This window comes from Klebsiella sp. MISC125, assembly GCF_051131775.1.
Classification (GTDB): domain Bacteria; phylum Pseudomonadota; class Gammaproteobacteria; order Enterobacterales; family Enterobacteriaceae; genus Klebsiella.
Genome location: NZ_CP180448.1, coordinates 5,031,252 through 5,055,314 on the forward strand (window position 1 = coordinate 5,031,252; position 24,063 = coordinate 5,055,314).

Below are 24,063 nucleotides of genomic sequence, written 5' to 3' on the forward strand. Positions count from 1 at the left end.
TGCAGCGGCCCCGTAAGGGGCGAGGCCCAGGGACGGGCCGAGTAATCCGCAGCCAACAAAGAGGCGGCTTTAAGGATGAAGCGGATAATTAATTGCTGCCGAACATATCCTTAATCCAGCCTGCTACGCCATCGCTCTTCTCCTGCTTCGGCGGTTGCTGCTGCTGATTTTGCTGCTGTTGCGGCTGCTGCCCGGACTGATTGAACGGGTTATTCGCCTGCTGCTGTTCGAGCTGCTGCTGTTGCATCTGCTCGCCCTGGCGGCACAGCGTATCCGGTGAAGTCGTCCATACCGGAAGCGAACGCATTCCGCCGCCACAGACGAAGTTACCGCTGCCATCGACGCCCATATCCACCACGTCTTCCGGCGCGGTTAGCACCAGCGGCGTCGGGGTCTGGTTAGCCAGATAACGCTGATAAATCGACATCGCACCGCTGGCACCGTACAGCTTGGTCGGCTGGTTATTATCGCGACCCACCCAGGTAATCGTCACCTGACCACCGTCAATACCGGCAAACCAGGTATCAACGTTGTTGTTGGTGGTCCCGGTTTTACCCGCCAGATGCAGACCCGGATACTTCGCGCCCAGCTGGCGGCCGGTACCACGCTGCACAACCTGCTGCATGGTCCAGAGCGTCATATACGCCGCTTGTGCCGGAACCGCGCGTTCAGCCTGCGGATAGCTCTGATACAGCACGGTACCATCTTCGGCAATAACCGAACGCAGCGCCGAGAGCGGTGCGCGGTTGCCACCGCTGGCAATGGTCTGGAACGCCTGGGCCACTTCAATCGGCGTCAGGTTCAGCGCCCCCAGCAGCATAGCCGGAACTGCATTGAGCTGATTCTTCGGTGCGCCCAGTTTAGTCCAGGTATCGACCACCGCCGGTAGGCCCAGCGCCATCCCGAGGTTCACCGTCGGCACGTTCATTGAACGGGTCAGGGCGTCAACCAGCATCACTTTACCGCTATCGCTGTAGCGACGATCATCGTTCTGCGGCGACCACGTCTGTCCGTTGGACAAACGAATCGCGATTGGCGCATCGGCAATCCAGGTGTTGAGTCGATACTGATTCGGCTGGCTCAGGGCGGTCAAATAGGTCGCCGGTTTTGCCAGAGAACCAATCGAACGACGCGCCTGCATCGCACGGTTATAACCGGCAAACTGCGGCTCCGCCCCGCCGACCATCGCCCGCACCTCGCCGGTGAAGCGATCGACGACGACCATTGCGGTTTCCAGATCCGGCAGCTTACGCTGTTTCTTCAGCGCCGGGATGCCTTCTGTCGCCGCTTTTTCCGCCGCATCCTGCGCGACTGAGTCGAAAGTGGTAAAGATCTTCACGCCGGAGAGCTCTTTCACTTTATCGCCCAGCTTCGCCTGCAGCTCCTGACGCACCATCTGCATAAACGCAGGCTGCGGAGAGATAACCCCGCCGCGCGGTTGCACGCCCAGTGGACGCGCGCTCAGCATGTCATACAGTTCCTGATCGATAACCTGCTGCTGTTGCAGAAGACGCAGCACGAGGTTGCGTCGCTCCAGCGCCAGCTTCGGGTTACGCCACGGGTTATAGACCGATGCGCCTTTAACCATTCCTACCAGCAGCGCCTGCTGATCGAGGCTCAGCTCTTCTACCGGGCGGCCAAAGTAATACAGGCTCGCCAGCGGGAAGCCGCGGATTTCGTTATCGCCGCTCTGACCGAGGTACACCTCGTTCATATACAGCTCAAGGATGCGATCCTTGCTGTAACGCGCATCAACGATCAGCGCCATATAGGCTTCGTTAATTTTACGCCAGTATGAACGTTCGCTGGAGAGGAACAGGTTCTTCACCAACTGCTGGGTCAGCGTACTCGCCCCCTGCACCGTACGACCAGCGGTCAGGTTAGCCAGCACCGCACGGCCAATCGAGTAAAGACTGATCCCGTCGTGCTCGTAGAAATGGCGGTCTTCGGTCGCCAGCAGCGTATCGACTAGCAGATCCGGGAAGCCGTTACGCTTCACGAACAGGCGCTGTTCGCCGTTGGCCGACTGCAGCATGGTAATCAGACGCGGATCGAGGCGGAAGAAACCGAACTGGCGGTTGTTATCCATATTCTCGATGGTGTCCAGACGATCGCCGGAAAAGCTCAGACGCGCGCGCACCTGGCCTTCTTTACTGTCCGGGAAATCGAACGGACGGCGGATCATCTCAATGCTGTTGGCCTGCACGGTGTATTCGCCCGGGCGCGTCATCGCGCTCACCTGACGATACTGCGTGGCGTTAAGCAGCCGCACCATTTCGTTTTTGCTGATCTGCATATCCGGTTCAAGGTTAACCATCCGGCCATATACCGCGGCAGGCAGATCCCAAACTTTACCGTCAATGCGGCTACGGATTTTCTGATCGAGATAGACGCCGTAGGCGGCAATGATCACCGCAAAGACGATACCAATCTTAATCAGCAACCATAGCCAGGTGCGTTTGCGACGAGGGGGTTTACCGCCTTTGCCTTTTCCTTTCTTCGGCATCGGTTTTTCATCCTCATAGTCATCATCATCGTAATCGTCGTCGTAGTCCTCTTCCCGAACCCGACGACGAGTTACCTTTTGTTTTGTCGGACGCGTGGGTTTCCCCTTACGTCCGATCGGCTCGCGGTCATCTCCCGCCATGCTTTTTCTCCGCAACTTTCAGGCGTAAAAGCCTGATTCTCAATGTTTCCCCCGACAGGAGGAAGAAGAAATCTCTCAAATTGACGCCTGAATGTCTTCGTTTTCAGGCATCCATTTATGGACTGCGCGACGTCTTATCATGTCGCTCGCATGATTTTCACTTTAAAAATTCACCATACAAATCACATTGTTACACGCTTCATTGGCAGAATAATTCGGGACACAGCATTTATTGTCCAGGAGACACAGGATAGCACTAAACCGCGACATTCTTAACCAGCATTTTACATGCTCATCGGGTAACAAAAGGGAAATTAGTATGTTTTTTAATAACATAAATAGTTAAGCCTGTACCCATCGCAACAGCAGCTGACTGCCAGCGGAAACGGGAATCACAGCAGCAGAAAATATTATTTTAGTCAGGAAAAGAGAGTCATCTCGGCCGAAAGAAAAAGAGTTTTAAAAGACCGCAATGATAAAAACGAGAGCCACTTAACATTTATAATTTGGCAGATTTTGTGATGACTCCACATAAATATTTGTTAAACTGTCAGCCAATTAATTTTTCCCGATTAATATATTATGCGCAATTTCGTTATATTTCCGTTTCTGGCGGTCGCCCTGCTCGCAGGCTGTCAGCAAAATCGTTCGACATCCCTTAGCCCTGCCGTTAGCGGCCAGGCCCAGCTTGAGCAACTCGCCTCCGTTGCTGCCGGGGCACGCTATCTAAAGAATAAATGCAACCGTAGCGATCTTCCCGCCGATGATGTCATTAACCGCGCGGCAATAAATGTGGGTAAAAAACGTGGATGGGAAAATATTGATGGAAATATGCTAAGCCAGCGCAGCGCGCAGCTATATCAGCAGCTTCAGCAGGACAGTACGCCAGAAGCCACAAAATGCAGTCAATTTAATCGCCAGTTAGCACCATTTATTGATAGTCTGCGCGGAAAATAGCTATTTTCTTAATTTCGATCGCGATATTTTTATTCTCCCTGCTGGCTCTCCTCAATGGTCCCGCCCGGCCAGTCGTCCAGCGCCGCCAGGGTAAAAGTTTGACCATTAAAACTAAACACGGTGACATCCTGTTGAATCTGCTCGATAACCAGGTTCGGCAGCGGCGAATCGCCCTCCTTCCATGATTGTCCGTTCAATACAATGCTGCGCTTCTCCGCCAGCGAGGCGTAGACGTGCGCGCTGTAGCGCAAAGGCGGCAGATTATCTTCATCAACCTCAGTTTCCGCCTCGGTCTGTATTTCTGCCTCAGCTTTAACCGGCACCGCCGCTTTTTTTACCACTGGTTGATCGGGAGGCTGACTGAGCGGCATCAGCGCCGCATGGGCTACCGGCAGCGTCATCGGCTGCGGCTCAGGTTTGTTACGCCATTGCTCACCGCCAAACCAGCCCAGCGCAATCAACAATGCGGCATACAGTGGCACGGTTACATACGGGATTTGCACCATTCTCCCGATCACCACCGGGGGCTCATCAGGTTGAGGAAACGGCTCTTGCTGGCGAACAAGCACTGGCTTTCTCCTTAATAAAGAAACGCCATCCCGGCCTGCGGTTTTCACACCGCAGACCGGGAGGTTCAGGACTAACTTAATTTACTTACTGCTCACCGGCAGGCCAGCGCCCTGGGCATCGCCTTGCGGCAGTTCCAGTACCGCAACGGACCAGGCCGGAAGCGTAACGGTACCGTCGGCAGCAATCTGTACGCCGCTTGCCAGCGAGTTTTCACCCGCTGTCTGCTGGATAGCGCTCAGCTGCAGCGTTTCCCCGGCAAAATCATTCAGCGTCCGGCTTTCCGGTCCGGCGTTAATCGCCACCACCAGACCATCAAGGCGGCTATCCAGGCTGGCACCCGCTTTCACGCCATCATCCACGGTCATAACCAGCAGACCTGCCTGCTGATCAGAACCGGTATTGCGGAAATCAACGCGCTTCATCACCGTGCTACCGTCTCCTAGCGTGAACAGCGGCGAGGATTTACGCAGCTCGGTCAGTTCCTGGTAGAACGCGGTCATCTGCTTCAGCTCAGCTTCGCCCGGCGTGGCAACCATATCTTTGACGCGAGAAATCACATCATAGTTGCTGCCGTCATCACTGCTGCGCGGCATCCCGACGTTGTAGTTGTTATCCTGCATAGAATAATCAACGCGGTTGAACCAGTCGCCGGAGTCGTAGGAGTCGCGGGTGAAGGACTTCGAGCGCAGCAGTTCAGAGCCCTGCTGGTCGAACGCAATCCCCTGCCCCAGCATCACCGTCGCCAGTGAAACCGCCTGCATGCGAACGCGGGTCGCCAGGTCGGCTTCCTGGGACGCTTTATAGCTGATCATGTCCCATAGGGTCTGGTTGTCGTGCTTCGAAACATAGTTGACGACTTCCGTCGGGTCTGCGGCATAACCGCTAGGCGCGCCGTTATAGTCAATTTCGCTGCCTTTCTTCACCGCGCCGTCTTTATCGATCATCACAAAATCGGCAAGGTTACCGGCCATTCCCAGACGGGTCAGGTCGGCCAGGTGGCGAACCTGATCATCGCTCAGGCTGGTAATTTCGTTTGGTAATACGCCCGCGCCGCTGCCGACGCCCTGGTTCTGACGCAGCGCATCGCCGGAGTCGAACGGCCCGCCGCCGCGCACGGAGTCGCGCAGGCGATCGGAGAACGTACCGATACCGGTGCCTTTCAGGTTGATCTGCGAAGCGATTTCAAAGCGATCGCTCTGGTTAGAGTCCCAGCCTTCACCGAAGAAGTAGATATCCGGGTTCAACGCTTTGATGCGATCCCACGCCGAGATAATTTGCGCTTTCGGGTGATAGCCCATCAGGTCGAAGCGGAAGCCATCGATTTTATAATCGGTGGTCCATACCGCCAGAGAGTCGGCGATAAGCTTGGCGAACATCCGATGCTCCGGCGCGGAGTCTGAACAGCAGGTAGCGGATTCAACGCTGCCGGTGGTTTCATTCAGGCGCTGATAGTACCAGGGCACAATCTTATCCAGCACCGAGGTGCGATCGGTCGGCCCGGCGGCATTGGTGTGGTTGTACACCACGTCCATAATGACGTTCATCCCCAGATCCTGCTTGATCGCCTGAATCATGGTGCGGAACTCTTTGATACGCGTCGTGCCTTCCGGATCGGTCGCGTAAGATCCTTCAGGAACCGTGTAATGGAACGGATCGTAACCCCAGTTATAGGAGTCGGTCTGCGCCACCAGCGTATTCAGCGCCTGCACCTGCGGGTTATCCTGGCTATCGTTCTGCTTGAGCTGATTCAGCACCTCTTCCACCGTGGATCCGCTGTCGCAGTACCCGGCGAATTCGCTGCTTTTCACCGCGCTGTTCACTTCACACAGGCGGCTGAACGGCTGCTGAATATCGGCCACTTTATCGCTGAACTCATTGACCGTCGCCAGATCGAAGACCGGCAGCAGCTCAATGTGCGTGACGCCTGAAGCCGAGAGCTTCTTCAGGTGCTGCACCATATTGCTGTCGCCGGCGGTCAGTGCGAGGTATTTACCGCGCAGTTCTGCCGGGACGGTTTGATCCCAGGCGGAGAGATCGCGAATATGCGATTCATGGATCGTCATCTTCGCTAAATCCGCTTTGGTTTTCTGCGCATGCGGCATGGTCAGGCTGTCCCAACCGTCAGGCTTGAGCGCGCTGTCGTTGAGGTCAACGACCTGACTGTACTCCGAGTTGGTCGACAGGCTGTGCGCGTACGGGTCGGTAACTTCGTACTGTTCAACCTTACGCGACTGCGGGTGATACACCGTCATCGCATAGCGGTAGAATGCCCCTTTCAGGTCGCTACCGCCCTGCCACGACCATGCGCCAGAAGCGCTGTCGCGGGTCATCGGATGGCTGCCGGTCACTTTCTTATCGGCGCTGTACACCACCACATCCACCTGCTGAGCGGTCGGTGCCCAGACGCGGAAGTTCACGCCGCCGTCGGTCAGAAGCCCCCCGTAACTCTGCGCTTCTGCCGCTTCAGCATAGGTATCATCCAGTACGCCTGCCGTCTGTACCTGGGTAGCGGAAATCAGGATCCCGTCCTGCTCTGCGGCAATGGCAACCGTTTCACCCTGCAACAGTTCATCAACGTTGGCATTTTCCGGCAGCTTAAAGGCCGCATAGCTGGAAAGATGCGGGAAGCGCATGCTGACCTGCTGGCTAACGGTGGTCGGCGTCAGCTTCAGATAGCGGTCGGTAAATTTACCTTCGCTATCGGCCGCCACTTTACTGCTATGGCTGTAGTACAGGCGCACGATGGGCTTATCCTGACCGCCCGGCCACAACAACGTGTTTTTATCGACCCAGTGGGCTTCGGCCAGCGCCACGCCAAACGCGGCGCGGAAGGCATCGGCGCGGGAATCGTAGACCGCGCTGTTACCAGCGATAACGGAAACCGTGCGATCGGTAAAGTCACCAAACGACACTTGCAGATCGCTGTCGATCAGCTTATTGGTGCCGTCGCGAACAATCACGTTAATACAGCCGCTCTCTTTATTGAGCGGAACCACCCAGTACGGGCCATATTTGTCGCTGCCCGTCGGCGTGGTGCTGACATCGTTCCAGTCAGCAACCGGCGAGCTCAGCGCGTCGCAGGTTTCGTTATTCCACAGATAGAGGTTTTTACTGCTGTAGTCCGCCGCGCTGTTGCTGGTGATCCCGGCAATATCCACCAGGTGGATGACCGCCTGGTTTTCTACCGCCGTGACCGCTTCACCGGGCACCGCAACGTCAGGTAAACGTACAACGACATCCTGATTATCAGGCGTGTCAGGATTTCCAGAGGAAGAAGAGGATCCGTTATCGCAGCCGCTAAGCAAAACCAGCGATCCCAGAACCAGGGCATTACGGGTATATCTGAGCATTCGATAGTCCCTATACATGCTGATTAAATTATATGGAGTGGTATATACGCGAAACTATTCCTGGCGCACTTAAGCACCATGAAAAAATAACGAGCATATCTTTAAAGCGTCGATAATTAGATATTCTTGCTCTCTTCGGTTCAATCATCCATTCACTCATCCCCTGGGGGCGTAGGCGGCCGGGGGAGAAAAAATAAAAAGGGAATGACGACCGCAATAGCGAAACTCATTATGATTCGCAGCGACCAACACAGATTCCCGCAATAAGCATACTTAGAATAAAAAAACGCCCCACCAATATCGGTAGGGCTGTACCTTTTGCTGAGGGAAATAGAATGAACAAAGGAATGAAAATGCATAATTCCGTGATGAGATTAACAATATCAAATAAAAAAATAATTAATTACATGCCTCATATTGTGACCTCCATCATATTATTAATTCTCTGCCAACAGCTCGCTCAATTAACCTGGAAAATAATTTTCCCGGTAAACTTTACGGATAACGAACGCCCTCATAGCAGCCTGACGCCACCTCCCGATGTTCCATCTAAAACAGCGCTTCCGCGCTTTACGTTGTTTGGCATCGCGGAGAAGACCGCCGCGCCCGCAAGCGTTAATGACCTTCAGCAGGCCCCCATTTCAGCTTTAAAACTGCGCGTGACCGGCCTGCTCGCCAGCACCGACCCGGCCCGCGCCATTGCCATCATGATGAAAGGCAATCAACAGGTTAGCCTCAGCGTTGGCGATAACACACCGGGTGGAGAGGCCAAAATCGTCGCTATTTTTCCCGACCGACTGATCGTCAATTATCGCGGCAGCAATGAGGCCATCCCGCTGTTTAACGACCAACCTACTGGCGCAAAAAATAGCGCGATGACCCCAACCCAACAATTAGCTCAGGAACTGCGCAAGCAACCGCAAAATATTCTTCACTACCTCAATATTTCGCCGGTGATGACCAATGACAAACTGAGCGGATATCGCCTGAATCCAGGCAAAGACCCGGCATTATTTCGTGAGGCCGGTCTCCAGGAAAACGACTTAGCTATTGCCCTGAACGGCCTGGATTTACGCGACAGAGAACAGGCCCAGCAGGCGTTAACTCAGCTTCCGGAATTAAGTGAAATAACCCTTACCGTTGAACGCGATGGTCAGAAACACGATATTTACCTGGCCCTGAGGGATGAATAATTGAACATCACTACCATTATCCGCCCATTTTTCCTGGCGCTACTTATATTCTCATCCCTGTTATTCAGACCGGCTGGCGCGGAAGAATTCTCTGCCAGCTTTAAGGGAACCGATATTCAGGAATTTATCAATACAGTGAGTAAAAACCTGAATAAAACGGTGATTATCGACCCCAGCGTGCGCGGCACCATTACCGTGCGCAGCTACGATATGCTCAATGAAGAGCAATATTATCAATTCTTCCTCAGCGTCCTCGATGTGTATGGCTTCGCCGTGATTAATATGAATAACGGCGTGCTGAAAGTGGTGCGTTCGAAGGATGCGAAAACCGCCGCCGTGCCGGTCGCCAGCGATGCCGCGCCGGGAATCGGCGATGAAGTCGTCACCCGCGTGGTACCGCTGACCAACGTCGCCGCCCGCGATTTAGCACCACTGCTGCGCCAGCTCAACGATAACGCCGGAGCGGGCAGCGTGGTGCATTACGAACCCTCCAACGTCCTGTTAATGACAGGCCGCGCGGCGGTGATCAAACGCTTGTTGACCATTGTTGAGCGCGTCGATAACGCCGGAGACCGCAGCGTGGTGACCGTTCCCCTCTCCTGGGCTTCCGCCGCCGATGTGGTCAAGCTGGTGACTGAACTCAACAAAGACACCAGCAAATCGGCGCTTCCCGGCTCAATGGTCGCCAACGTAGTGGCCGATGAGCGCACCAACGCGGTGCTGGTCAGCGGCGAACCCAACTCCCGCCAGCGGATCATCGCGATGATCAAGCAGCTCGACCGCCAGCAGGCGACGCAGGGCAATACCAAAGTTATCTACCTGAAATACGCCAAAGCGTCCGATCTGGTGGAAGTGCTGACCGGCATCAGCAGCACGATTCAGAGCGAAAAGCAGGCCGCGAAGCCGGTGGCGGCGCTGGATAAAAACATCATTATCAAAGCCCACGGTCAGACCAACGCCCTGATTGTCACCGCAGCGCCGGACGTGATGAACGACCTTGAGCGGGTGATCGCCCAGCTTGATATCCGCCGCCCGCAGGTGCTGGTGGAGGCGATTATCGCTGAAGTGCAGGATGCCGACGGTCTTAACCTTGGTATCCAGTGGGCCAATAAAAATGCCGGGATGACTCAGTTCACCAACAGCGGCCTGCCGATATCCACAGCGATTGCCGGAGCCAATCAGTACAACAAAGATGGCACCCTCACCAGTTCGCTGGCCAGCGCCCTGGGTTCCTTCAACGGCATTGCCGCCGGATTCTATCAGGGCAACTGGGCGATGCTTTTAACCGCCCTCTCCAGCAGCACCAAAAACGATATTCTTGCCACCCCGAGCATCGTCACCCTCGACAACATGGAGGCCACTTTTAACGTTGGCCAGGAAGTCCCGGTGCTCACCGGCTCGCAAACCACCTCCGGAGATAACATCTTCAATACCGTTGAGCGCAAAACCGTCGGCATCAAGCTGAAGGTCAAGCCGCAAATTAACGAAGGTGATTCGGTACTGCTGGAGATCGAACAAGAGGTCTCCAGCGTGGCGGATGCCGCTTCCAGCACCAGCTCGGATCTCGGCGCGACCTTCAATACCCGCACGGTGAATAACGCGGTGCTGGTCGGCAGCGGCGAAACGGTAGTGGTCGGCGGCCTGCTGGATAAAAGCGTCACCGACACCGCCGATAAAGTCCCGTTACTCGGCGATATTCCGGTGATTGGCGCGCTGTTCCGCTCCACCAGCAAAAAGGTCTCCAAGCGCAACCTGATGCTGTTTATTCGCCCGACGGTGATCCGCGACCGCGACGAGTACCGCCAGGCATCATCCGGCCAGTACACCGCCTTTAACGATGCCCAGACCAAACAGCGTGGCAAGGAGAGCAACGACGCGATGCTGAGTAACGATCTGCTGGAGATCTATCCGCGCCAGGACACCGCCGCATTCCGTCAGGTGAGCGCCGCTATCGACGCGTTCAATCTGGGAGGAAATCTATGACCCCCGCCGCCGAACGCCGTCCGCTGCTACCTTTCAGCTACGCCCGCATGCATAACGTGATGCTGTTGAGCAACGGCGAAAGCTGCGAGGTTTTCTGCCTCGCCGCCACCGCGCCGCAGGCGCTGCTGGAAGCCCGCCGGGTCGCCGCGATGCCGTTCAGCCTCGAAAGCCTGGAGGAAGAGGCGTTCGAAAAGCTGTTGGTGCTGAGCTATCAGCGCGATTCCGCTGAGGCGCGACGGATGATGGCCGATATCGGCAACGAGCTGGATTTATACACCCTTGCCGAAGAGCTGCCGGACACCGACGACCTGCTGGATAGCGAAGACGACGCGCCGATTATTCGCCTGATTAACGCCATGCTCACCGAGGCCATCAAAGAGAAAGCCTCGGATATTCATATCGAAACCTATGAACGCCACCTGCAAATTCGCTTTCGCGTCGACGGCGTGCTGCGCGAAATCCTGCGCCCCCAGCGCCGCCTCGCCGCGCTGCTGATCTCGCGCATTAAGGTAATGGCGAGCCTCGATATCGCCGAAAAGCGTATTCCTCAGGACGGACGCATGGCGTTGCGCATTGGCGGACGAGCCGTCGACGTGCGCGTTTCGACGCTACCCTCAAGCTACGGCGAACGAGTGGTACTGCGCCTGCTCGACAAGAACAGCGTTAATCTCGATCTGTTGACCCTGGGGATGTCGCCCGCCCTGCTTCAGCAGGTGGATGGGTTGATCGCCCGCCCGCACGGCATCGTGCTGGTGACCGGGCCAACCGGTTCGGGTAAAAGCACCTCGCTTTACGCTGCGCTGAGCCGCCTCGACGCCCGCGAGCGCAACATCATGACCATTGAAGACCCTATCGAATACGAGCTGGAGGGCATTGGTCAGACCCAGGTTAACAGTAAAGTCGATATGACCTTTGCCCGCGGGCTGCGCGCCATATTGCGCCAGGATCCCGACGTGGTGCTGGTGGGTGAAATCCGCGATGGCGAGACGGCGCAGATTGCCGTCCAGGCCTCGCTAACCGGCCATCTGGTGCTCTCTACGCTACACACCAACAGCGCGCTGGGCGCTATCTCGCGCTTGCAGGATATGGGCGTGGAACCTTTTCTGCTCTCCACCTCGCTGCTGGCGGTGATGTCGCAGCGGCTGGTGCGCCGACTCTGCCCGCACTGCCGTCAGCAGGAACCGGCGAATATCGACGCTGCCCGCCAGATGGATATCGCCCCCGGCACTGCGCTTTGGCGGCCTCAAGGCTGCGCCGAGTGTGGTTTTACCGGCTATCGCGGGCGCACCGGCATTCACGAACTGCTGCTGGTGGACGATCGCGTGCGCATGGCTATCCATCGTGGTGAAAACGAGGTGACGCTGATCCAACAGTTGGGGGCGGACTATATGACCCTGCGCCGTTCCGGGCGGGAAAAAGCGCTGGCGGGGATCACCAGTTGGCAAGAGGTGCTCAGAGTCACCGAGCAGCAGACCACGGAGGCCTCCTGAGATGGCGCTTTTTCGTTACCAGGCCCTCGACGAAAACGGCAAAACCCGGCGCGGCGTCCAGCAGGCTGACTCCGCCCGCCACGCGCGCCAGCTGCTGCGGGAGCAGGGATGGCTGGCGCTGGAAGTCGACCCGACAACCAACAGCAGCAGCGGACGTCCACGCTTTATCCGCCGCACCAGCGCAAGCGATCTCGCCCTGCTGACCCGCCAACTGGCAACCCTGGTCGCCGCCGCCATCCCGCTGGAAAAAGCCCTCGACGCGGTGGCCCAGCAGTGTGAGAAACCGCAGCTAAAAACGATTATCGCCGGGGTGCGCGGCAAAGTGCTGGAAGGCCATTCCCTGGCGGAAGCCATGCGCGGCTATCCTGGCTGTTTCGACGCGCTCTACTGTGCGATGGTCGCCGCCGGGGAAGCCTCAGGCCACCTCGATGGCGTGCTGAACCGGCTAGCGGATTACACCGAACAGCGCCAGCAGCTTCGCGCCAAACTGCTGCAGGCGATGATTTACCCCATCGTACTGACCTTTGTTGCCGTCAGCGTGATTGTGATCCTGCTCTCGACGGTGGTGCCGAAAGTCGTCGACCAGTTTGTGCATCTCAAACAGGCGCTGCCGTTTTCCACCCGCCTGCTGATGGCGATGAGCGACCTGGTTCGCACCGCCGGTCCATGGCTGCTGCTGGTCATCGTGCTGGTCATTCTGCTGCTGCGCTACCTGCTGCGTCAGCCCGCAAAGCGGCTGGCCTGGCATAAGCAGCTGCTGCGTCTGCCGCTGATTGGCAGGGTCGCGCGCAGCGTCAATAGCGCCCGCTACGCCCGCACCCTGAGCATTCTCAACGCCAGCGCCGTGCCGCTGCTGCTGGCGATGCGCATCAGCGCAGAAGTGTTAAGCAATGCCTGGGCGAAGCACCAGCTGGAAGCCGCCAGCGACGCGGTTCGCGAAGGCGTCAGCCTGCACCGCGCCCTCGAAATGACCCAGCTATTCCCACCGATGATGCGCTACATGGTCGCCAGCGGCGAACAGAGCGGCGAGCTCAACGGCATGCTGGAACGCGCGGCGGATAATCAGGACCGGGAACTGAGCGCGCAAATCCAGCTGGCGCTCAGCCTGTTTGAACCCCTGTTGGTGGTGGCGATGGCCGGAATGGTGCTGTTTATCGTCCTCGCCATCCTACAACCGATACTGCAACTCAACACCCTGATGAGTATGTAATTGTTCTAATGGAGAAAAATATGCAACGACAGCGCGGATTCACCTTACTGGAAATCATGGTGGTGATTGTTATCCTCGGCGTGCTCGCCAGCCTGGTGGTGCCCAACCTGATGGGTAATAAGGAAAAAGCCGACCGGCAAAAAGTGGTCAGCGACCTGGTCGCGCTGGAGGGGGCGCTGGACATGTACAAACTGGACAACAGCCGCTATCCAAGCACCGAACAGGGGCTGCAGGCGCTGGTCACTGCGCCGTCCGCCGAGCCGCACGCACGAAACTATCCGGAGGGCGGCTATATCCGCCGTCTGCCGCAGGACCCGTGGGGCGGCGATTACCAGTTGTTAAGCCCCGGTCAGCACGGACAGGTGGATATTTTCAGCCTCGGACCGGACGGCGTCCCGGAGAGCAATGACGATATCGGCAACTGGACGATCGGGAAGAAATAGTGCGCCAGCGCGGCTTTACGCTACTGGAGATGATGCTCATTTTGCTGCTAATGGGCGTCAGCGCGGGCATGGTGATGCTGGCGTTCCCGGCTTCACGTGACGATGGCGCGGAACAAACGCTGGCGCGCTTTCAAGCGCAACTGCGTTTTGTCCAGCAGCGAGGACTGCAAACCGGCCAGTTCTTTGGCGTCTCGGTGCATCCCGATGGCTGGCAGTTCCTGGTATTGCAAGCCCGTGAAAGCAACGATCCGACACCCGCCAGCGACAGCTGGAACGGCTATCGCTGGCTACCGCTGCAGGCCGGGCGCGTCGCCACCTCGGGCAATCTCAATCAGGGCAAGCTGAACCTTACTTTCCCACAGGGCGAGGTCTGGACGCCTGGCAACAATCCCGACGTATTGATTTTCCCCGGCGGCGAAATGACGCCGTTCCAGCTCAGCATAGGCGATGCGCCGGGTATCGCGTTTAATGCCCGCGGCGAAAGCCTGACCGAATCGCAGGAGGCGCAATGAAACCCCAGTCCGGCATGACGCTGATTGAAGTGATGGTTGCGCTGGTGGTGTTCGCCCTCGCCGGGCTGGCGGTGATGCAGGCTACGCTCCAGCAAACCCGCCAGCTGGGACGAATGGAAGAGAAAACTCTCGCCAGCTGGCTGGCGGATAATCAGCTGGTGCAGCTACGGCTGGAGAATCGCTTTCCGGCGCTGAGCTGGTCAGAAACCACCGTGCAGGCGGCGGGCGTCAGCTGGCATATTCGCTGGCAGGGAGTGGAGACTGACCTTCCGCAACTGCGGGCGCTGGATGTCGAAGTCCGTCACAATAAAAGCGACAAGACACCGGTCTCTTCGCTACGCACCTATGTCACCCAGCTATGACTCAACGCTCGCGCGGCTTCACCCTCGTCGAAATGCTGCTGGCGCTGGCGATCCTCGCCGCGCTCAGCGTCGCTGCCATAACGGTGCTGCAAAACGTGATGCGCGCCGATACGCTCACCCGTGATAAGAGCGGGCGCATGCAGGCGTTACAGCAAACCTTCAGCCAGATGGCGGCGGATTTCAGCCACATCATTCCCCGCCGCAGCCGCGACAGCGCGAGCCTGTTTTTTGCCGGACGCTTTCAATTGAGCAGCGATGACTGGGCGATGGCCTTTAGCCGCAACGGCTGGCCCAACCCGCTGGGGATGCTGCCGCGTTCGGAAATTCAGAACGTCAGCTATCGCCTGCGTGAGGGCCAACTGGAGCGTCTGAGCTATGAGCAGCAGGACCCGTTGCCCGGCAGCCAGCCCACCATCACCGTAGTCCAGCGCGGCGTTCAGGCGTTCCGTCTGCGCTTTTATGCCAGCGGCCGCTGGCAGGATGAATGGCAGCAGTCGCAGACGCTGCCGCAGGGGCTGGAAGTCACCCTAAGTCTGGAACCATACGGCGAGATCAAGCGACTGTTTCTGCTCACGCCAGGAGGCAGCCAATGAACAACCGCCAGCGCGGGGTCGCCCTGCTGATGGTGCTGCTGATCCTTGCCCTGATGATGGTGCTGGCGAGCGCCATGACCGAACGCACTGCGCAGATGTACCAGCAAACCGCCACCACCCTCGATAATCTACAGGCCAAATGGTACGCGCTGGGGGCGGAAACCATGGCGGCGGCGCTGCTGCAACGCGACGCGCTCGACTCGCCAAACCAAACCCATCTGGCGCAGAACTGGGCCCAGCAGGATCGCCGTTTTACGGTTAATGACGGCGAGATTTACGCCACGATTACCGACGCCCAGGCCTGCTTCAATCTTAACGCCATTAACCAGCTCAACGGCGACGAGAACGCCGAAATGCCTTATCCCGCGCAGGTTTTTACCCGGCTGCTGGAAAACCTCGGCAGCGAACCCTTGCGGGCGCTACAGCTCACCGCTGCCCTGCGCGACTGGGTAGACAGCAATCGTGAGCCGCTGCTGAACGGCGCGGAGGACGAAGTCTATATGGCGCAATCGCCCGGCTATCTGACCGGGAATCAGCCGCTGCAGGATGTTAGCGAACTGCGCCTGCTGGTCGGGATGGACGCTGCGCTCTATCAGCGCCTGTTGCCCTACGTCTGCGCCCTGACGGACGACGTGCTACAGGTGAACGTCAACACCCTGAAACCTGCTCAGGCGGCGCTGCTGGCGGCACTATTCCCATCGGAACTCACCGTCCCCGAGGTACAGCAACTGCTGCAAACCCGCGCGTCGACGGGCTGGAGCAGCGTCGCCGCCTTCCTGTCGCAACCGACATTACAAAAAACCGATACCGCCGCCGCGCGTCCGTGGCTGGCGGTACACAGTGAACGCTTTATCGCCACCTTCAGCGTGGTGATGGGCAACGCCCGCTATCAACAACGTAGCCTCCTGCAAAAACAGGGGCGAACCTTCAGCGTCGTTCAACGGCGCTACGGAATCTATTGGGTAGCCGATGAATAACCACCAGACCTCTTCCGCCGCCGTGCTGATTATTCGCCTCAATCCTGATACCTCCACGGCAATATGGCGGCTGGTCGCGCCGGGAGAAGCGGCACAGACCGGAGAATGGCATCCTGATGATGGCGACCGGACGCTTAGCCTGCTGGCGCAGCGCTATCCGGCCTGGGTGCTGGTACCGGCCAGCGACTGCGCTTTTCACCGCGTCACTCTGCCCGCCGGAGCCATCAGGCGACCACAGCAGGCGCTGGCGTTTTTACTCGAAGAACAGCTGGCGACGGAGGTCGAAGAGAGTCACTTTGCCCTGCTTCATCAGGACAAAACCGACTGCGCCGTGGCGGTGGTCGGACAAGAAAAGATGCGCGCCTGGCAGACCTGGTGCGAGGAGATTGGGCTGAACGTACTGGCTCTGACTCCGGATGTCCTCGCACTGCCGCAAAGCCCAACCGGCTGGAGCGCCGTACAGTGCGGCGAGCAGTGGCTGTTTCGCTGTGATACATGGAACGGAATGGCGGTGGAAACCACGTGGCTCGAGGGGCTGCTGGCCCACTGGCAAAACGTCGCGCCGATCGCGTGCTATTCGCCGCCGCCGGATATCGCCGCACCGTGGCAGCCTCTCCCGCCGCAGGACCTGCTCCAACTGGCGGCGACCAATCCGGATGCCCGCAAGATCTGTTTACGCCAGGGCAATTTTGCCGCTAAACGCCGCCGTCAGCCGACGCCCCGGCGCTGGCGTCCAGCGATCGCCGCAGCGCTGGCGCTACTGCTGTTGTGGGGCGGAAACAGCCTGGACGATCACCTCGCCCTGGGGCGACAGGCCGATGCCGCCGTGCAGGCCAGCCGCGATTTTTACCGCCAGTGGTTTAAGGCGGAAAAAAACGTCATCAACCCAAGGCTGCAAATGCAACAGCATCTGCGCCAACTGGAAAGCTCAGGGGGGCAACCAGCGCTTATTTCCCGGCTCGGCGCGTTGCAAAAAATCATCGCTGAGACGCCGGGCATCCGCTTGCGCTCCCTGAGCTTTGACGCCGCACGCAACACGCTACAGTTGGAGATATCTGCAGTTTCATCACAGGCTCTGGAGCAGTTCAGCAATCGCGCACGAACGGGATTCCGCGTGCAGACCGGCGAGATGAAGCCGCGCGCCGACGGTATCGAAGGACGTCTGACACTGGAGGGTAACGATGCCTGACCTGCTCGCCTTATGGCAACAACGTACGCGTCGTGAACAGCATCTGCTGCTGGGGATGGGCGTGATGCTGCTTATCGGCCTGGTGTATTACGCGCTATGGCAGCCGTGGCAAAACCGCGAGGCGCAATGGCGGCAAACGCTAGCCAGAGAGCAGGCTAATCTGCAGTGGATGCGTCAGCAAACGCCGCTTCTCCGGCAGCTTAGCCAGCAGAAACCGCCTATGGCGCAAGAAGAGCCATCGACGGTGATTATGCGCGAGGCCGCCCGCCACGGCATCACCATCGTTCGCCTGCAGCCGCAAGGGGCTCGCCTGAGCCTCACCGTGCAGCCCGCCGATTTCCAGTCGCTGATGTTATGGCTGGATGCGCTGGGACAGTCGGGGATGACAACCGCCACGCTGGCTGTCGCAGCCGTAGCACAGCAGCCCGGCTGGGTTACCGTCAATGCGCTGGTGCTGGAGCGTAGTAATGAAAAATAAACTTATCATTGGCCTGCTGCTGGTGGTGGTCTATCTCTTCTGGCTCTTGCTGAGCGCTCCGGCGCGGCTGCTGACTCTGGCGCTGCCGGAAGGCGCACGGCTCTCTGAAACCTCAGGCACCCTATGGCAAGGGGAAGCCCGGCAGGCCAGCTGGCGCGGTATCGAGCTGGCCTATTTGCGCTGGGAGTTTGGCTTCTCGTTCTGGCTTCCCGGCTGGCATATCCGTTTTAACGACCCGTCCGGGCTGCGCGGCCAGGCCTGGCTGCACGGTCTGAACGAATTTGTGGTACACGAGGGGCGTCTCACGGTCCCGGCCCGTTTTATCAGCCAGCGATTAGCGTTCGGAATACCGCAGGAAGCCAGCGGTCAGGTGGTGCTGACATTACCTGAAGCCAGCTTTAACGCCAGCGGCTGCCAGCAGATTACCGGCGGCAATATACAGTGGCGGGATGCGGCGCTCAACTCCCCGGCAGGAGCGCTTGAACTGGCTCGCGTAGACGGCAAATTAAGCTGTACCCCAGCGGGCGCGCTGGGTATTGCTCTAACCCAGGATTCTCATCAGCTTAGCCTCAGCGGACAAGGTTCTTTCACGCCAGACGGTCGCTATACGTTTAGCGGGACATGGCAAACCCGCCAGGTGGCCCCGGCGCTGCTCAGCCTGTTGGCGGCACAAAATGCGCGTAAAGATGAGCAGGGGCGCACGCCGTGGCAGTGGCAAGGGCAGTGGTTATCGCAGGAGACACGATGATGATAGAAAATATCACGCGGCTGGAGGAGTTTGCCGCACAATTCCCACTCGTCTGGAGCGGTTTTTTACTCCTTTTCGGTCTGACGTTCGGCAGCTTTTTTAACGTCGTTATTCACCGCTTACCGCTGATGATGGAGCAAACCGAGACCGTTAATCTCTGCTTTCCTGCGTCGTTCTGCCCGCAGTGCCGTCAGTCCATCGCCTGGCGAGATAATATTCCCCTTCTGAGCTTTCTGTGGCTGAAGGGGCATTCACGCTGCTGCGGACTACCGATATCGCGTCGATATCCGCTGGTAGAGCTGGCGACCTGCATGCTGTTTGCGTTGGTCGGATACCTGATGCCTCCGGGGATACCGCTGCTGGGCGGCCTGCTTCTGCTGTCGGTTCTGCTAATCCTTGCCGCCATCGACGCGCAAACGCAACTGCTGCCTGACCGGCTGACCCTACCGCTGCTATGGGGAGGGTTGTTGTTTAATCTTAACGATACCTTCGTGCCGCTGGCGGATGCGGTCATTGGCGCGATGGTCGGGTATTTGTCGCTCTGGACGGTGTTTTGGGTATTTCGTCTGCTAACCGGTAAGGAGGCGCTGGGCTACGGTGATTTTAAGCTGCTGGCGGCGCTCGGGGCATGGTGCGGCTGGCAGGTGCTACCACAAACGCTGCTGCTGGCCTCTGCCAGCGGCCTGGTCTGGACGCTGTTGCAGCGGCTGGTGACCCGGCAATCGCTACAACAACCGCTGGCCTTCGGCCCCTGGCTGGCACTGGCTGGCGGCGGGATCTTTTTGTGGAATCAGATATAACCACATCAATCTTCCCGGTGGCGCTGCGCTGACCGGGCTACGGGTACAGTGCCGGTCTGGTAGCCCGGACAGGTGCGTCAAGCACCGCCTCCGGGGAAACAGCGCGCAATGCGGCTTCAGATTATCTTCCCGGTGCGCTGACCGGGCTACGGGTCCGCTGCAAACTGTGGGCCTGTCCGGAGATTACGAATACTTCTTGGTACGCCGGGTCGGGGCGGTATTGGCCGGATCGTCCGGCCAGACGTGCTTCGGATAGCGCCCTTTCATCTCTTTTTGCACCTCACGATAGCTCCCCTGCCAGAACGCGCCTAAATCGCGGGTGATTTGCAGCGGTCGTTGGGCGGGCGATAGCAGCTCCAGCACCAGCGCCACGCGCCCCTGAGCTATAACCGGGGTCGTCGCCTCGCCAAACATCTCCTGCATCCGCACCGCCAGCGCAGGCGGATTTTCATCATGATAGCGAATGGCGATGCGGCTGCCGGTCGGCACCGTGTAATGTGTGGGCAGTTCGCTATCCAGCTTCTGACGAAGCGACCACGGTAGCCAGTTTTGCAGCGCCTGACGCACGTCCAGCACCTTGAGCGCGCGCAGCGAGTGAACGCCCGTCATCTGCGGCAACAGCCACTCCTCAAGCGACTCCAGCAGCGATGTTTCATCAACGGCGGGCCACGCCTCTTCCGGCAGCCACTGCGCGGCACAGTGCAGTCTCAGGCGCAGTTGTTCCGCTTCCGACGTCCAGTTGAGCACGCTCAGGCCCTTATCCCGGATGCCGTTGAGCATCGCCTGATGCAGCTCCTCTTCCGAAGGCTTCGCCAGCGGCTGGGTCTTGATCACCAGTTGCCCGATGCAGGTGCGTCGCCAGGCCTTCAGGGTGCCCAGCGCTTCGTCCCACTCGACGGTATCAGAACGCTGAGCCAACGCCGGACACTGCTCAATCAGCGCATGAATTTCCACCGGCAGCGCCAGTAAAATCCGCGCATCCGGCGACGAACTACCCTGCAATAATAGCGGCGCAATCAGCCACTCGTGACGGCCCAGCGCATCGTCAGCGTCAAGCATCGCCCCCATCCCGTTCGCCAGCTGGTAGCGCCCCTCCTGGCCACGACGATAGGCAATGCGGTCGGCAAAAGCCGTTGCCAACAGCGGCGCCATTTGCTCAGCATCAGGCTGGCCACCGCGGGTCGCCAGCCGTTTCATCAACTGCTGCGCTCGCTGCTGCCAGTTGGTCTGTTGACGGGCAAACGCCGAGCTAAGGTCGCTATTACCGCCGCGCGGCGGCTCTTCAAGGATCGCCGCCAGCTTAGCCGCCGTCGCGACACCATCAGCATCTTCCGTCGCGGTCAGCATCGCCGCCAGGCGCGGGTCGTTACCCAACGCGGCCATTTTGCGCCCGTGCGCCGAGAGTCGCTCGCCTTCCAGCGCCGACAGCGCTGTCAGCAGGCGGCGAGCCGCCGCCAGGTTAGTCGCAGGCGGCAGATCCAGCCAGCTAAGCTGGGACGGGTCCTGGCATCCCCACTGCAAAAGCTCCAGCAACAGCGCCGACAGATCGCTTTGCAGGATTTCCGCATCGCCCTGCGCCGCCGCGCGTTCAGCCTGCTCTTTACCGATCAAATGTAAACAGATCCCCGGTTCCAGACGTCCGGCACGCCCGGCGCGCTGGGTCATCGAGGCCTGGCTAATGCGCTGCGTGATCAGGCGAGTCAATCCCGTGCGAACGTCAAAGCGGGCGACGCGCTCCTGGGCGCTATCCACCACCAGGCGAATGCCCTCAATGGTTAAACTGGTTTCGGCAATATTGGTCGCCAGCACCACTTTGCGCATCCCGGCCGGCGCAGGCAGTATCGCCTTGCGCTGCTCGTTCAGCGGCAGCGCGCCATATAGCGGACAGAGAACCACATCGTTCGCCACGCGCTCCGCCAGCCGCTCCTGCACCCGCTGAATCTCCCCAACGCCGGGCAGAAACAGCAGCATCGAGCCGCTTTCGCTGCGCAGCAGTTCTGCGGCGGCAATCGCCACCGCCTCGTCAAATCGCTGATGCGTTGGCAGCGGCAAAAAACGCCGTTCAACCGGAAACGCGCGCCCTGCGGATGTCACCGTTGGCGCGTCCGGCAGCAACTGTTGCAAACGCTCGTTATCCAGCGTCGCCGACATGATCAGCAGCTTGAGATCGTCGCGCAATCCCTGCTGCACATCGAGCAGCAGCGCCAGCGCCAGATCCGCCTGCAGGCTGCGTTCGTGAAATTCATCGAGGATCACCAGCCCAACGTCGGTCAGTTCGGGATCGCGCTGGATCATCCGCGTCAAAATACCTTCCGTGACGACTTCGAGGCGCGTCTTCGGCCCGACGCAGGTCTCGGCGCGCATGCGATAGCCCACGGTCTCGCCGGGTTTCTCCCCCAGCAGCTCCGCCAGCCTTTGCGCCACGTTGCGTGCAGCCAGCCGCCGCGGCTCCAGCAGAATAATGCGTCCGTTGATTTTACCTTCCGCGAGAATTTGCAACGGCAGCCAGGTGGATTTCCCGGCACCGGTTGGCGCATTGAGCAGAACCTGCGGCGCATGCTGCAGGGCAGTGAGAAGTTCAGGAAGAACGGCGGCAACCGGCAATGAGGACACGAAGGGCTCCGGAGGTTAACATTTGAGGGCAAGCATTGTAGCATCCTGATAATTCATTACCGAGTCTCTATCATGTCCGAGCCGAAAAGGCTGTTTTTCGCCCTTGAGCTGCCTAAAGAGGTTCAGCGGCAAATTGTTCACTGGCGCGCCGCCAGCTTTCCCGACGATGCGGGTCGACCGGTGGCGGCGGATAATCTCCATCTGACGCTGGCGTTTCTCGGCGAGGTGAGCACGGAGAAACAGCGCGCGCTGTCAGCGATGGCCGGGCGTATTCGCCAGCCGGGCTTTACTTTAACGCTTGATGACGCCGGACAATGGCTGCGTTCACGCGTCGTATGGCTGGGCACCCGCCAGCCACCGCGCGGGGTGCTTCAGCTGGCGAATATGCTGCGCGCTCAGGCGGCCCGCAGCGGCTGCTATCAAAGCCCGCAGCCGTTTCATCCGCATATCACCCTGCTGCGCGATGCGCGCCATGCGGTGCCTATTCCGCCGCCCGGCTTCAACTGGGCGTTTGCGGTCAACGAATTTGTCCTCTACGAGTCCAGCTTTAGCCGCGGGCGCACCCGCTACACCGCTCTGGAACGTTACCCTTTCGACAAGGAAAGCTGATGCAGTTCACTCCTCCGCTACAGTCCGCCATCTTAATTAAACGTTACAAACGGTTTCTTGCCGATGTTGTCACCCCCGATGGCCGTGAGCTAACTCTGCACTGCCCCAACACTGGCGCAATGACCGGTTGCGCCGCGCCGGGCGATACCGTCTGGTATTCCACATCGGATAATCCTAAGCGCAAATATGCGCACACTTGGGAATTAACTGAAACCGTACAAGGCGCAATAATTTGTGTTAATACTTTACGCGCTAATACGTTGGCGAAAGAGGCGATTCTGGCAGGAAACATTCCTGAACTTTTAGGTTATAACACGCTGAAAAGTGAAGTGAAGTATGGTTCTGAAAGTAGCCGCATTGATATTCTGTTACAGGCAGATTACCAACAAAACTGCTATATTGAAGTGAAATCGGTTACGTTGGCGGAGAAAGAATACGGTTACTTCCCCGATGCGGTCACCGAGCGCGGTCAGAAGCACCTGCGGGAGCTGATGAGCGTAGCAGCGGCGGGCGATCGGGCGGTAATTTTGTTCGCCGTACTGCATTCGGCGATCGACCGTTTCTCACCCGCGCATCATATTGATGCCAGATACGCACAGCTATTGATTGAGGCGCAAACCAAGGGGGTAGAAATTCTCGCATACAAGGCGGAACTTTCTACCGAAACAATGACTCTGAATAAGCCGATTACCGTGGTGTTAACCCCCGGTAAATAAACGGCTAAATAGTATTCTGGTCGCGAGCGCAAATACGCTTTTCCTCACAGGGTTGTCAAGTGTAACGTTTAGATAATTGCTATCCGGAAAAGCATCTGCTATTTATAGCGGCCTGATTTTTCCCCCTACACGGGGATCGATAGTGCGTGTTAAGGAGAAGCAACATGCAAGAAGGGCAAAACCGTAAAACATCGTCCCTGAGTATTCTCTCCATCGCAGGGGTGGAGCCGTACCAAGTAAAACCGGGCGAAGAGTACATGAACGAAGCCCAGTTGGCGCACTTCAGGCGCATCCTTGAAGCGTGGCGTAATCAACTTAGGGATGAAGTGGATCGCACCGTGTCGCACATGCAGGATGAAGCTGCCAACTTCCCGGACCCGGTAGACCGTGCCGCCCAGGAAGAAGAGTTCAGCCTGGAGCTGCGTAACCGCGATCGTGAACGTAAACTGATCAAAAAGATCGAAAAAACCCTGAAAAAAGTCGAAGACGAAGATTTCGGCTACTGTGAATCCTGTGGCGTCGAGATTGGCATCCGTCGTCTGGAAGCGCGTCCGACCGCTGACCTGTGCATTGATTGCAAAACGCTGGCGGAAATTCGCGAAAAACAGATGGCAGGCTAATCC

The 24,063-nt window shown here is 58.3% G+C and carries 21 protein-coding genes; 17 read left to right on the plus strand and 4 right to left on the minus strand.

The window, feature by feature from the left end:
• Positions 1–88: 88 nt before the first annotated feature.
• On the minus strand, positions 89–2,647 hold the full coding sequence (gene mrcB, locus ACMYSL_RS23610; protein WP_182236425.1) for a bifunctional glycosyl transferase/transpeptidase: 2,559 nt from the start codon (positions 2,645–2,647) through the stop codon (positions 89–91).
• Positions 2,648–3,229: 582 nt separating this feature from the next.
• On the opposite strand from mrcB, the gene pulS reads away from it, so the two are divergent.
• On the plus strand, positions 3,230–3,604 hold the full coding sequence (gene pulS / locus ACMYSL_RS23615; RefSeq protein ID WP_304256270.1) for a GspS family T2SS pilot lipoprotein variant PulS: 375 nt from the start codon (positions 3,230–3,232) through the stop codon (positions 3,602–3,604).
• A gap of 29 nt (positions 3,605–3,633) precedes the next feature.
• Here pulS and gspB read toward each other — a convergent pair whose 3' ends face one another.
• On the minus strand, positions 3,634–4,173 hold the full coding sequence (gene gspB, locus ACMYSL_RS23620) for a type II secretion system assembly factor GspB (protein WP_434660077.1): 540 nt from the start codon (positions 4,171–4,173) through the stop codon (positions 3,634–3,636).
• 81 nt (positions 4,174–4,254) lie between these two features.
• Positions 4,255–7,524 (minus strand): pullulanase-type alpha-1,6-glucosidase, encoded by a 3,270-nt coding sequence (gene pulA / locus ACMYSL_RS23625; protein ID WP_434660078.1) that lies wholly within the window; start codon positions 7,522–7,524, stop codon positions 4,255–4,257.
• 353 nt (positions 7,525–7,877) lie between these two features.
• On the opposite strand from pulA, the gene gspC reads away from it, so the two are divergent.
• The 13 genes from gspC to ACMYSL_RS23690 are packed head-to-tail and all read left to right on the plus strand — an operon-like array spanning position 7,878 to position 19,502.
• Entirely contained in the window at positions 7,878–8,717 is an 840-nt protein-coding gene (gene gspC / locus ACMYSL_RS23630; RefSeq protein WP_434660079.1) for a type II secretion system protein GspC, read from the plus strand.
• A 15-nt stretch (positions 8,718–8,732) separates the two neighbouring features.
• A complete protein-coding gene (gene pulD / locus ACMYSL_RS23635) occupies positions 8,733–10,700 on the plus strand; it encodes a GspD family T2SS secretin variant PulD (protein ID WP_434664237.1) in 1,968 nt (655 codons plus the stop codon).
• Complete coding sequence (gene gspE, locus ACMYSL_RS23640) at positions 10,697–12,190, plus strand: type II secretion system ATPase GspE (RefSeq protein ID WP_182236415.1); 1,494 nt, start codon at positions 10,697–10,699, stop codon at positions 12,188–12,190. The genes pulD and gspE overlap by 4 nt, the downstream gene beginning before the upstream one ends.
• 1 nt (position 12,191) lies before the next feature.
• Positions 12,192–13,400 carry a type II secretion system inner membrane protein GspF gene (gene gspF, locus ACMYSL_RS23645; protein WP_434660080.1) on the plus strand — a complete coding sequence of 403 codons (1,209 nt, stop codon included), beginning with the start codon at positions 12,192–12,194 and terminating at the stop codon, positions 13,398–13,400.
• Between the two features lie 20 nt (positions 13,401–13,420).
• Complete coding sequence (gspG, locus tag ACMYSL_RS23650) at positions 13,421–13,843, plus strand: type II secretion system major pseudopilin GspG (protein ID WP_110272498.1); 423 nt, start codon at positions 13,421–13,423, stop codon at positions 13,841–13,843.
• On the plus strand, positions 13,843–14,355 hold the full coding sequence (gene gspH / locus ACMYSL_RS23655; protein WP_434660081.1) for a type II secretion system minor pseudopilin GspH: 513 nt from the start codon (positions 13,843–13,845) through the stop codon (positions 14,353–14,355). Before gspG ends, gspH begins: the two co-directional genes overlap by 1 nt.
• The gene (gene gspI / locus ACMYSL_RS23660; protein ID WP_434660082.1) at positions 14,352–14,717 is read left to right on the plus strand and encodes a type II secretion system minor pseudopilin GspI; all 366 of its coding nucleotides are present in this window, start codon (positions 14,352–14,354) and stop codon (positions 14,715–14,717) included. The genes gspH and gspI overlap by 4 nt, the downstream gene beginning before the upstream one ends.
• Positions 14,714–15,310 (plus strand): type II secretion system minor pseudopilin GspJ, encoded by a 597-nt coding sequence (gene gspJ, locus ACMYSL_RS23665; protein ID WP_434660083.1) that lies wholly within the window; start codon positions 14,714–14,716, stop codon positions 15,308–15,310. Before gspI ends, gspJ begins: the two co-directional genes overlap by 4 nt.
• On the plus strand, positions 15,307–16,287 hold the full coding sequence (gene gspK, locus ACMYSL_RS23670) for a type II secretion system minor pseudopilin GspK (protein ID WP_434660084.1): 981 nt from the start codon (positions 15,307–15,309) through the stop codon (positions 16,285–16,287). The genes gspJ and gspK overlap by 4 nt, the downstream gene beginning before the upstream one ends.
• Entirely contained in the window at positions 16,280–17,476 is a 1,197-nt protein-coding gene (gene gspL / locus ACMYSL_RS23675) for a type II secretion system protein GspL (protein WP_434660085.1), read from the plus strand. Before gspK ends, gspL begins: the two co-directional genes overlap by 8 nt.
• The gene (locus ACMYSL_RS23680; RefSeq protein ID WP_434660086.1) at positions 17,469–17,954 is read left to right on the plus strand and encodes a type II secretion system protein M; all 486 of its coding nucleotides are present in this window, start codon (positions 17,469–17,471) and stop codon (positions 17,952–17,954) included. The genes gspL and ACMYSL_RS23680 overlap by 8 nt, the downstream gene beginning before the upstream one ends.
• Entirely contained in the window at positions 17,944–18,702 is a 759-nt protein-coding gene (locus ACMYSL_RS23685) for a type II secretion system protein N (RefSeq protein ID WP_434660087.1), read from the plus strand. The genes ACMYSL_RS23680 and ACMYSL_RS23685 overlap by 11 nt, the downstream gene beginning before the upstream one ends.
• Positions 18,702–19,502 (plus strand): prepilin peptidase, encoded by an 801-nt coding sequence (locus ACMYSL_RS23690; RefSeq protein ID WP_434664240.1) that lies wholly within the window; start codon positions 18,702–18,704, stop codon positions 19,500–19,502. The genes ACMYSL_RS23685 and ACMYSL_RS23690 overlap by 1 nt, the downstream gene beginning before the upstream one ends.
• 183 nt (positions 19,503–19,685) lie before the next feature.
• Here ACMYSL_RS23690 and hrpB read toward each other — a convergent pair whose 3' ends face one another.
• On the minus strand, positions 19,686–22,115 hold the full coding sequence (gene hrpB / locus ACMYSL_RS23695; RefSeq protein WP_434660088.1) for an ATP-dependent helicase HrpB: 2,430 nt from the start codon (positions 22,113–22,115) through the stop codon (positions 19,686–19,688).
• A 72-nt stretch (positions 22,116–22,187) separates the two neighbouring features.
• On the opposite strand from hrpB, the gene thpR reads away from it, so the two are divergent.
• From thpR to dksA, 3 genes are all read left to right on the plus strand, one after another.
• On the plus strand, positions 22,188–22,724 hold the full coding sequence (gene thpR / locus ACMYSL_RS23700; RefSeq protein WP_139537010.1) for an RNA 2',3'-cyclic phosphodiesterase: 537 nt from the start codon (positions 22,188–22,190) through the stop codon (positions 22,722–22,724).
• Complete coding sequence (gene sfsA / locus ACMYSL_RS23705; RefSeq protein ID WP_110272508.1) at positions 22,724–23,440, plus strand: DNA/RNA nuclease SfsA; 717 nt, start codon at positions 22,724–22,726, stop codon at positions 23,438–23,440. Before thpR ends, sfsA begins: the two co-directional genes overlap by 1 nt.
• A gap of 164 nt (positions 23,441–23,604) precedes the next feature.
• A complete protein-coding gene (gene dksA / locus ACMYSL_RS23710) occupies positions 23,605–24,060 on the plus strand; it encodes an RNA polymerase-binding protein DksA (protein ID WP_110272509.1) in 456 nt (151 codons plus the stop codon).
• The last annotated feature ends 3 nt before the right edge of the window (positions 24,061–24,063 follow it).

What these genes read in the sequence shown, in the direction of transcription:
- gspJ (WP_434660083.1), top strand. Translation starts at nt 14,714, where the DNA reads ATGACTCAACGCTCGCGCGGCTTCACCCTCGTCGAAATGCTGCTGGCG.
- ACMYSL_RS23680 (WP_434660086.1), top strand. Translation starts at nt 17,469, where the DNA reads ATGCCTGACCTGCTCGCCTTATGGCAACAACGTACGCGTCGTGAACAG.
- gspI (WP_434660082.1), top strand. Translation starts at nt 14,352, where the DNA reads ATGAAACCCCAGTCCGGCATGACGCTGATTGAAGTGATGGTTGCGCTG.
- gspE (WP_182236415.1), top strand. Translation starts at nt 10,697, where the DNA reads ATGACCCCCGCCGCCGAACGCCGTCCGCTGCTACCTTTCAGCTACGCC.
- gspK (WP_434660084.1), top strand. Translation starts at nt 15,307, where the DNA reads ATGAACAACCGCCAGCGCGGGGTCGCCCTGCTGATGGTGCTGCTGATC.
- ACMYSL_RS23685 (WP_434660087.1), top strand. Translation starts at nt 17,944, where the DNA reads ATGAAAAATAAACTTATCATTGGCCTGCTGCTGGTGGTGGTCTATCTC.
- gspG (WP_110272498.1), top strand. Translation starts at nt 13,421, where the DNA reads ATGCAACGACAGCGCGGATTCACCTTACTGGAAATCATGGTGGTGATT.
- ACMYSL_RS23690 (WP_434664240.1), top strand. Translation starts at nt 18,702, where the DNA reads ATGATAGAAAATATCACGCGGCTGGAGGAGTTTGCCGCACAATTCCCA.
- thpR (WP_139537010.1), top strand. Translation starts at nt 22,188, where the DNA reads ATGTCCGAGCCGAAAAGGCTGTTTTTCGCCCTTGAGCTGCCTAAAGAG.
- mrcB (WP_182236425.1), bottom strand. Translation starts at nt 2,647, where the DNA reads ATGGCGGGAGATGACCGCGAGCCGATCGGACGTAAGGGGAAACCCACG.
- pulA (WP_434660078.1), bottom strand. Translation starts at nt 7,524, where the DNA reads ATGCTCAGATATACCCGTAATGCCCTGGTTCTGGGATCGCTGGTTTTG.
- pulS (WP_304256270.1), top strand. Translation starts at nt 3,230, where the DNA reads ATGCGCAATTTCGTTATATTTCCGTTTCTGGCGGTCGCCCTGCTCGCA.
- dksA (WP_110272509.1), top strand. Translation starts at nt 23,605, where the DNA reads ATGCAAGAAGGGCAAAACCGTAAAACATCGTCCCTGAGTATTCTCTCC.
- gspC (WP_434660079.1), top strand. Translation starts at nt 7,878, where the DNA reads ATGCATAATTCCGTGATGAGATTAACAATATCAAATAAAAAAATAATT.
- sfsA (WP_110272508.1), top strand. Translation starts at nt 22,724, where the DNA reads ATGCAGTTCACTCCTCCGCTACAGTCCGCCATCTTAATTAAACGTTAC.
- gspF (WP_434660080.1), top strand. Translation starts at nt 12,192, where the DNA reads ATGGCGCTTTTTCGTTACCAGGCCCTCGACGAAAACGGCAAAACCCGG.
- gspL (WP_434660085.1), top strand. Translation starts at nt 16,280, where the DNA reads ATGAATAACCACCAGACCTCTTCCGCCGCCGTGCTGATTATTCGCCTC.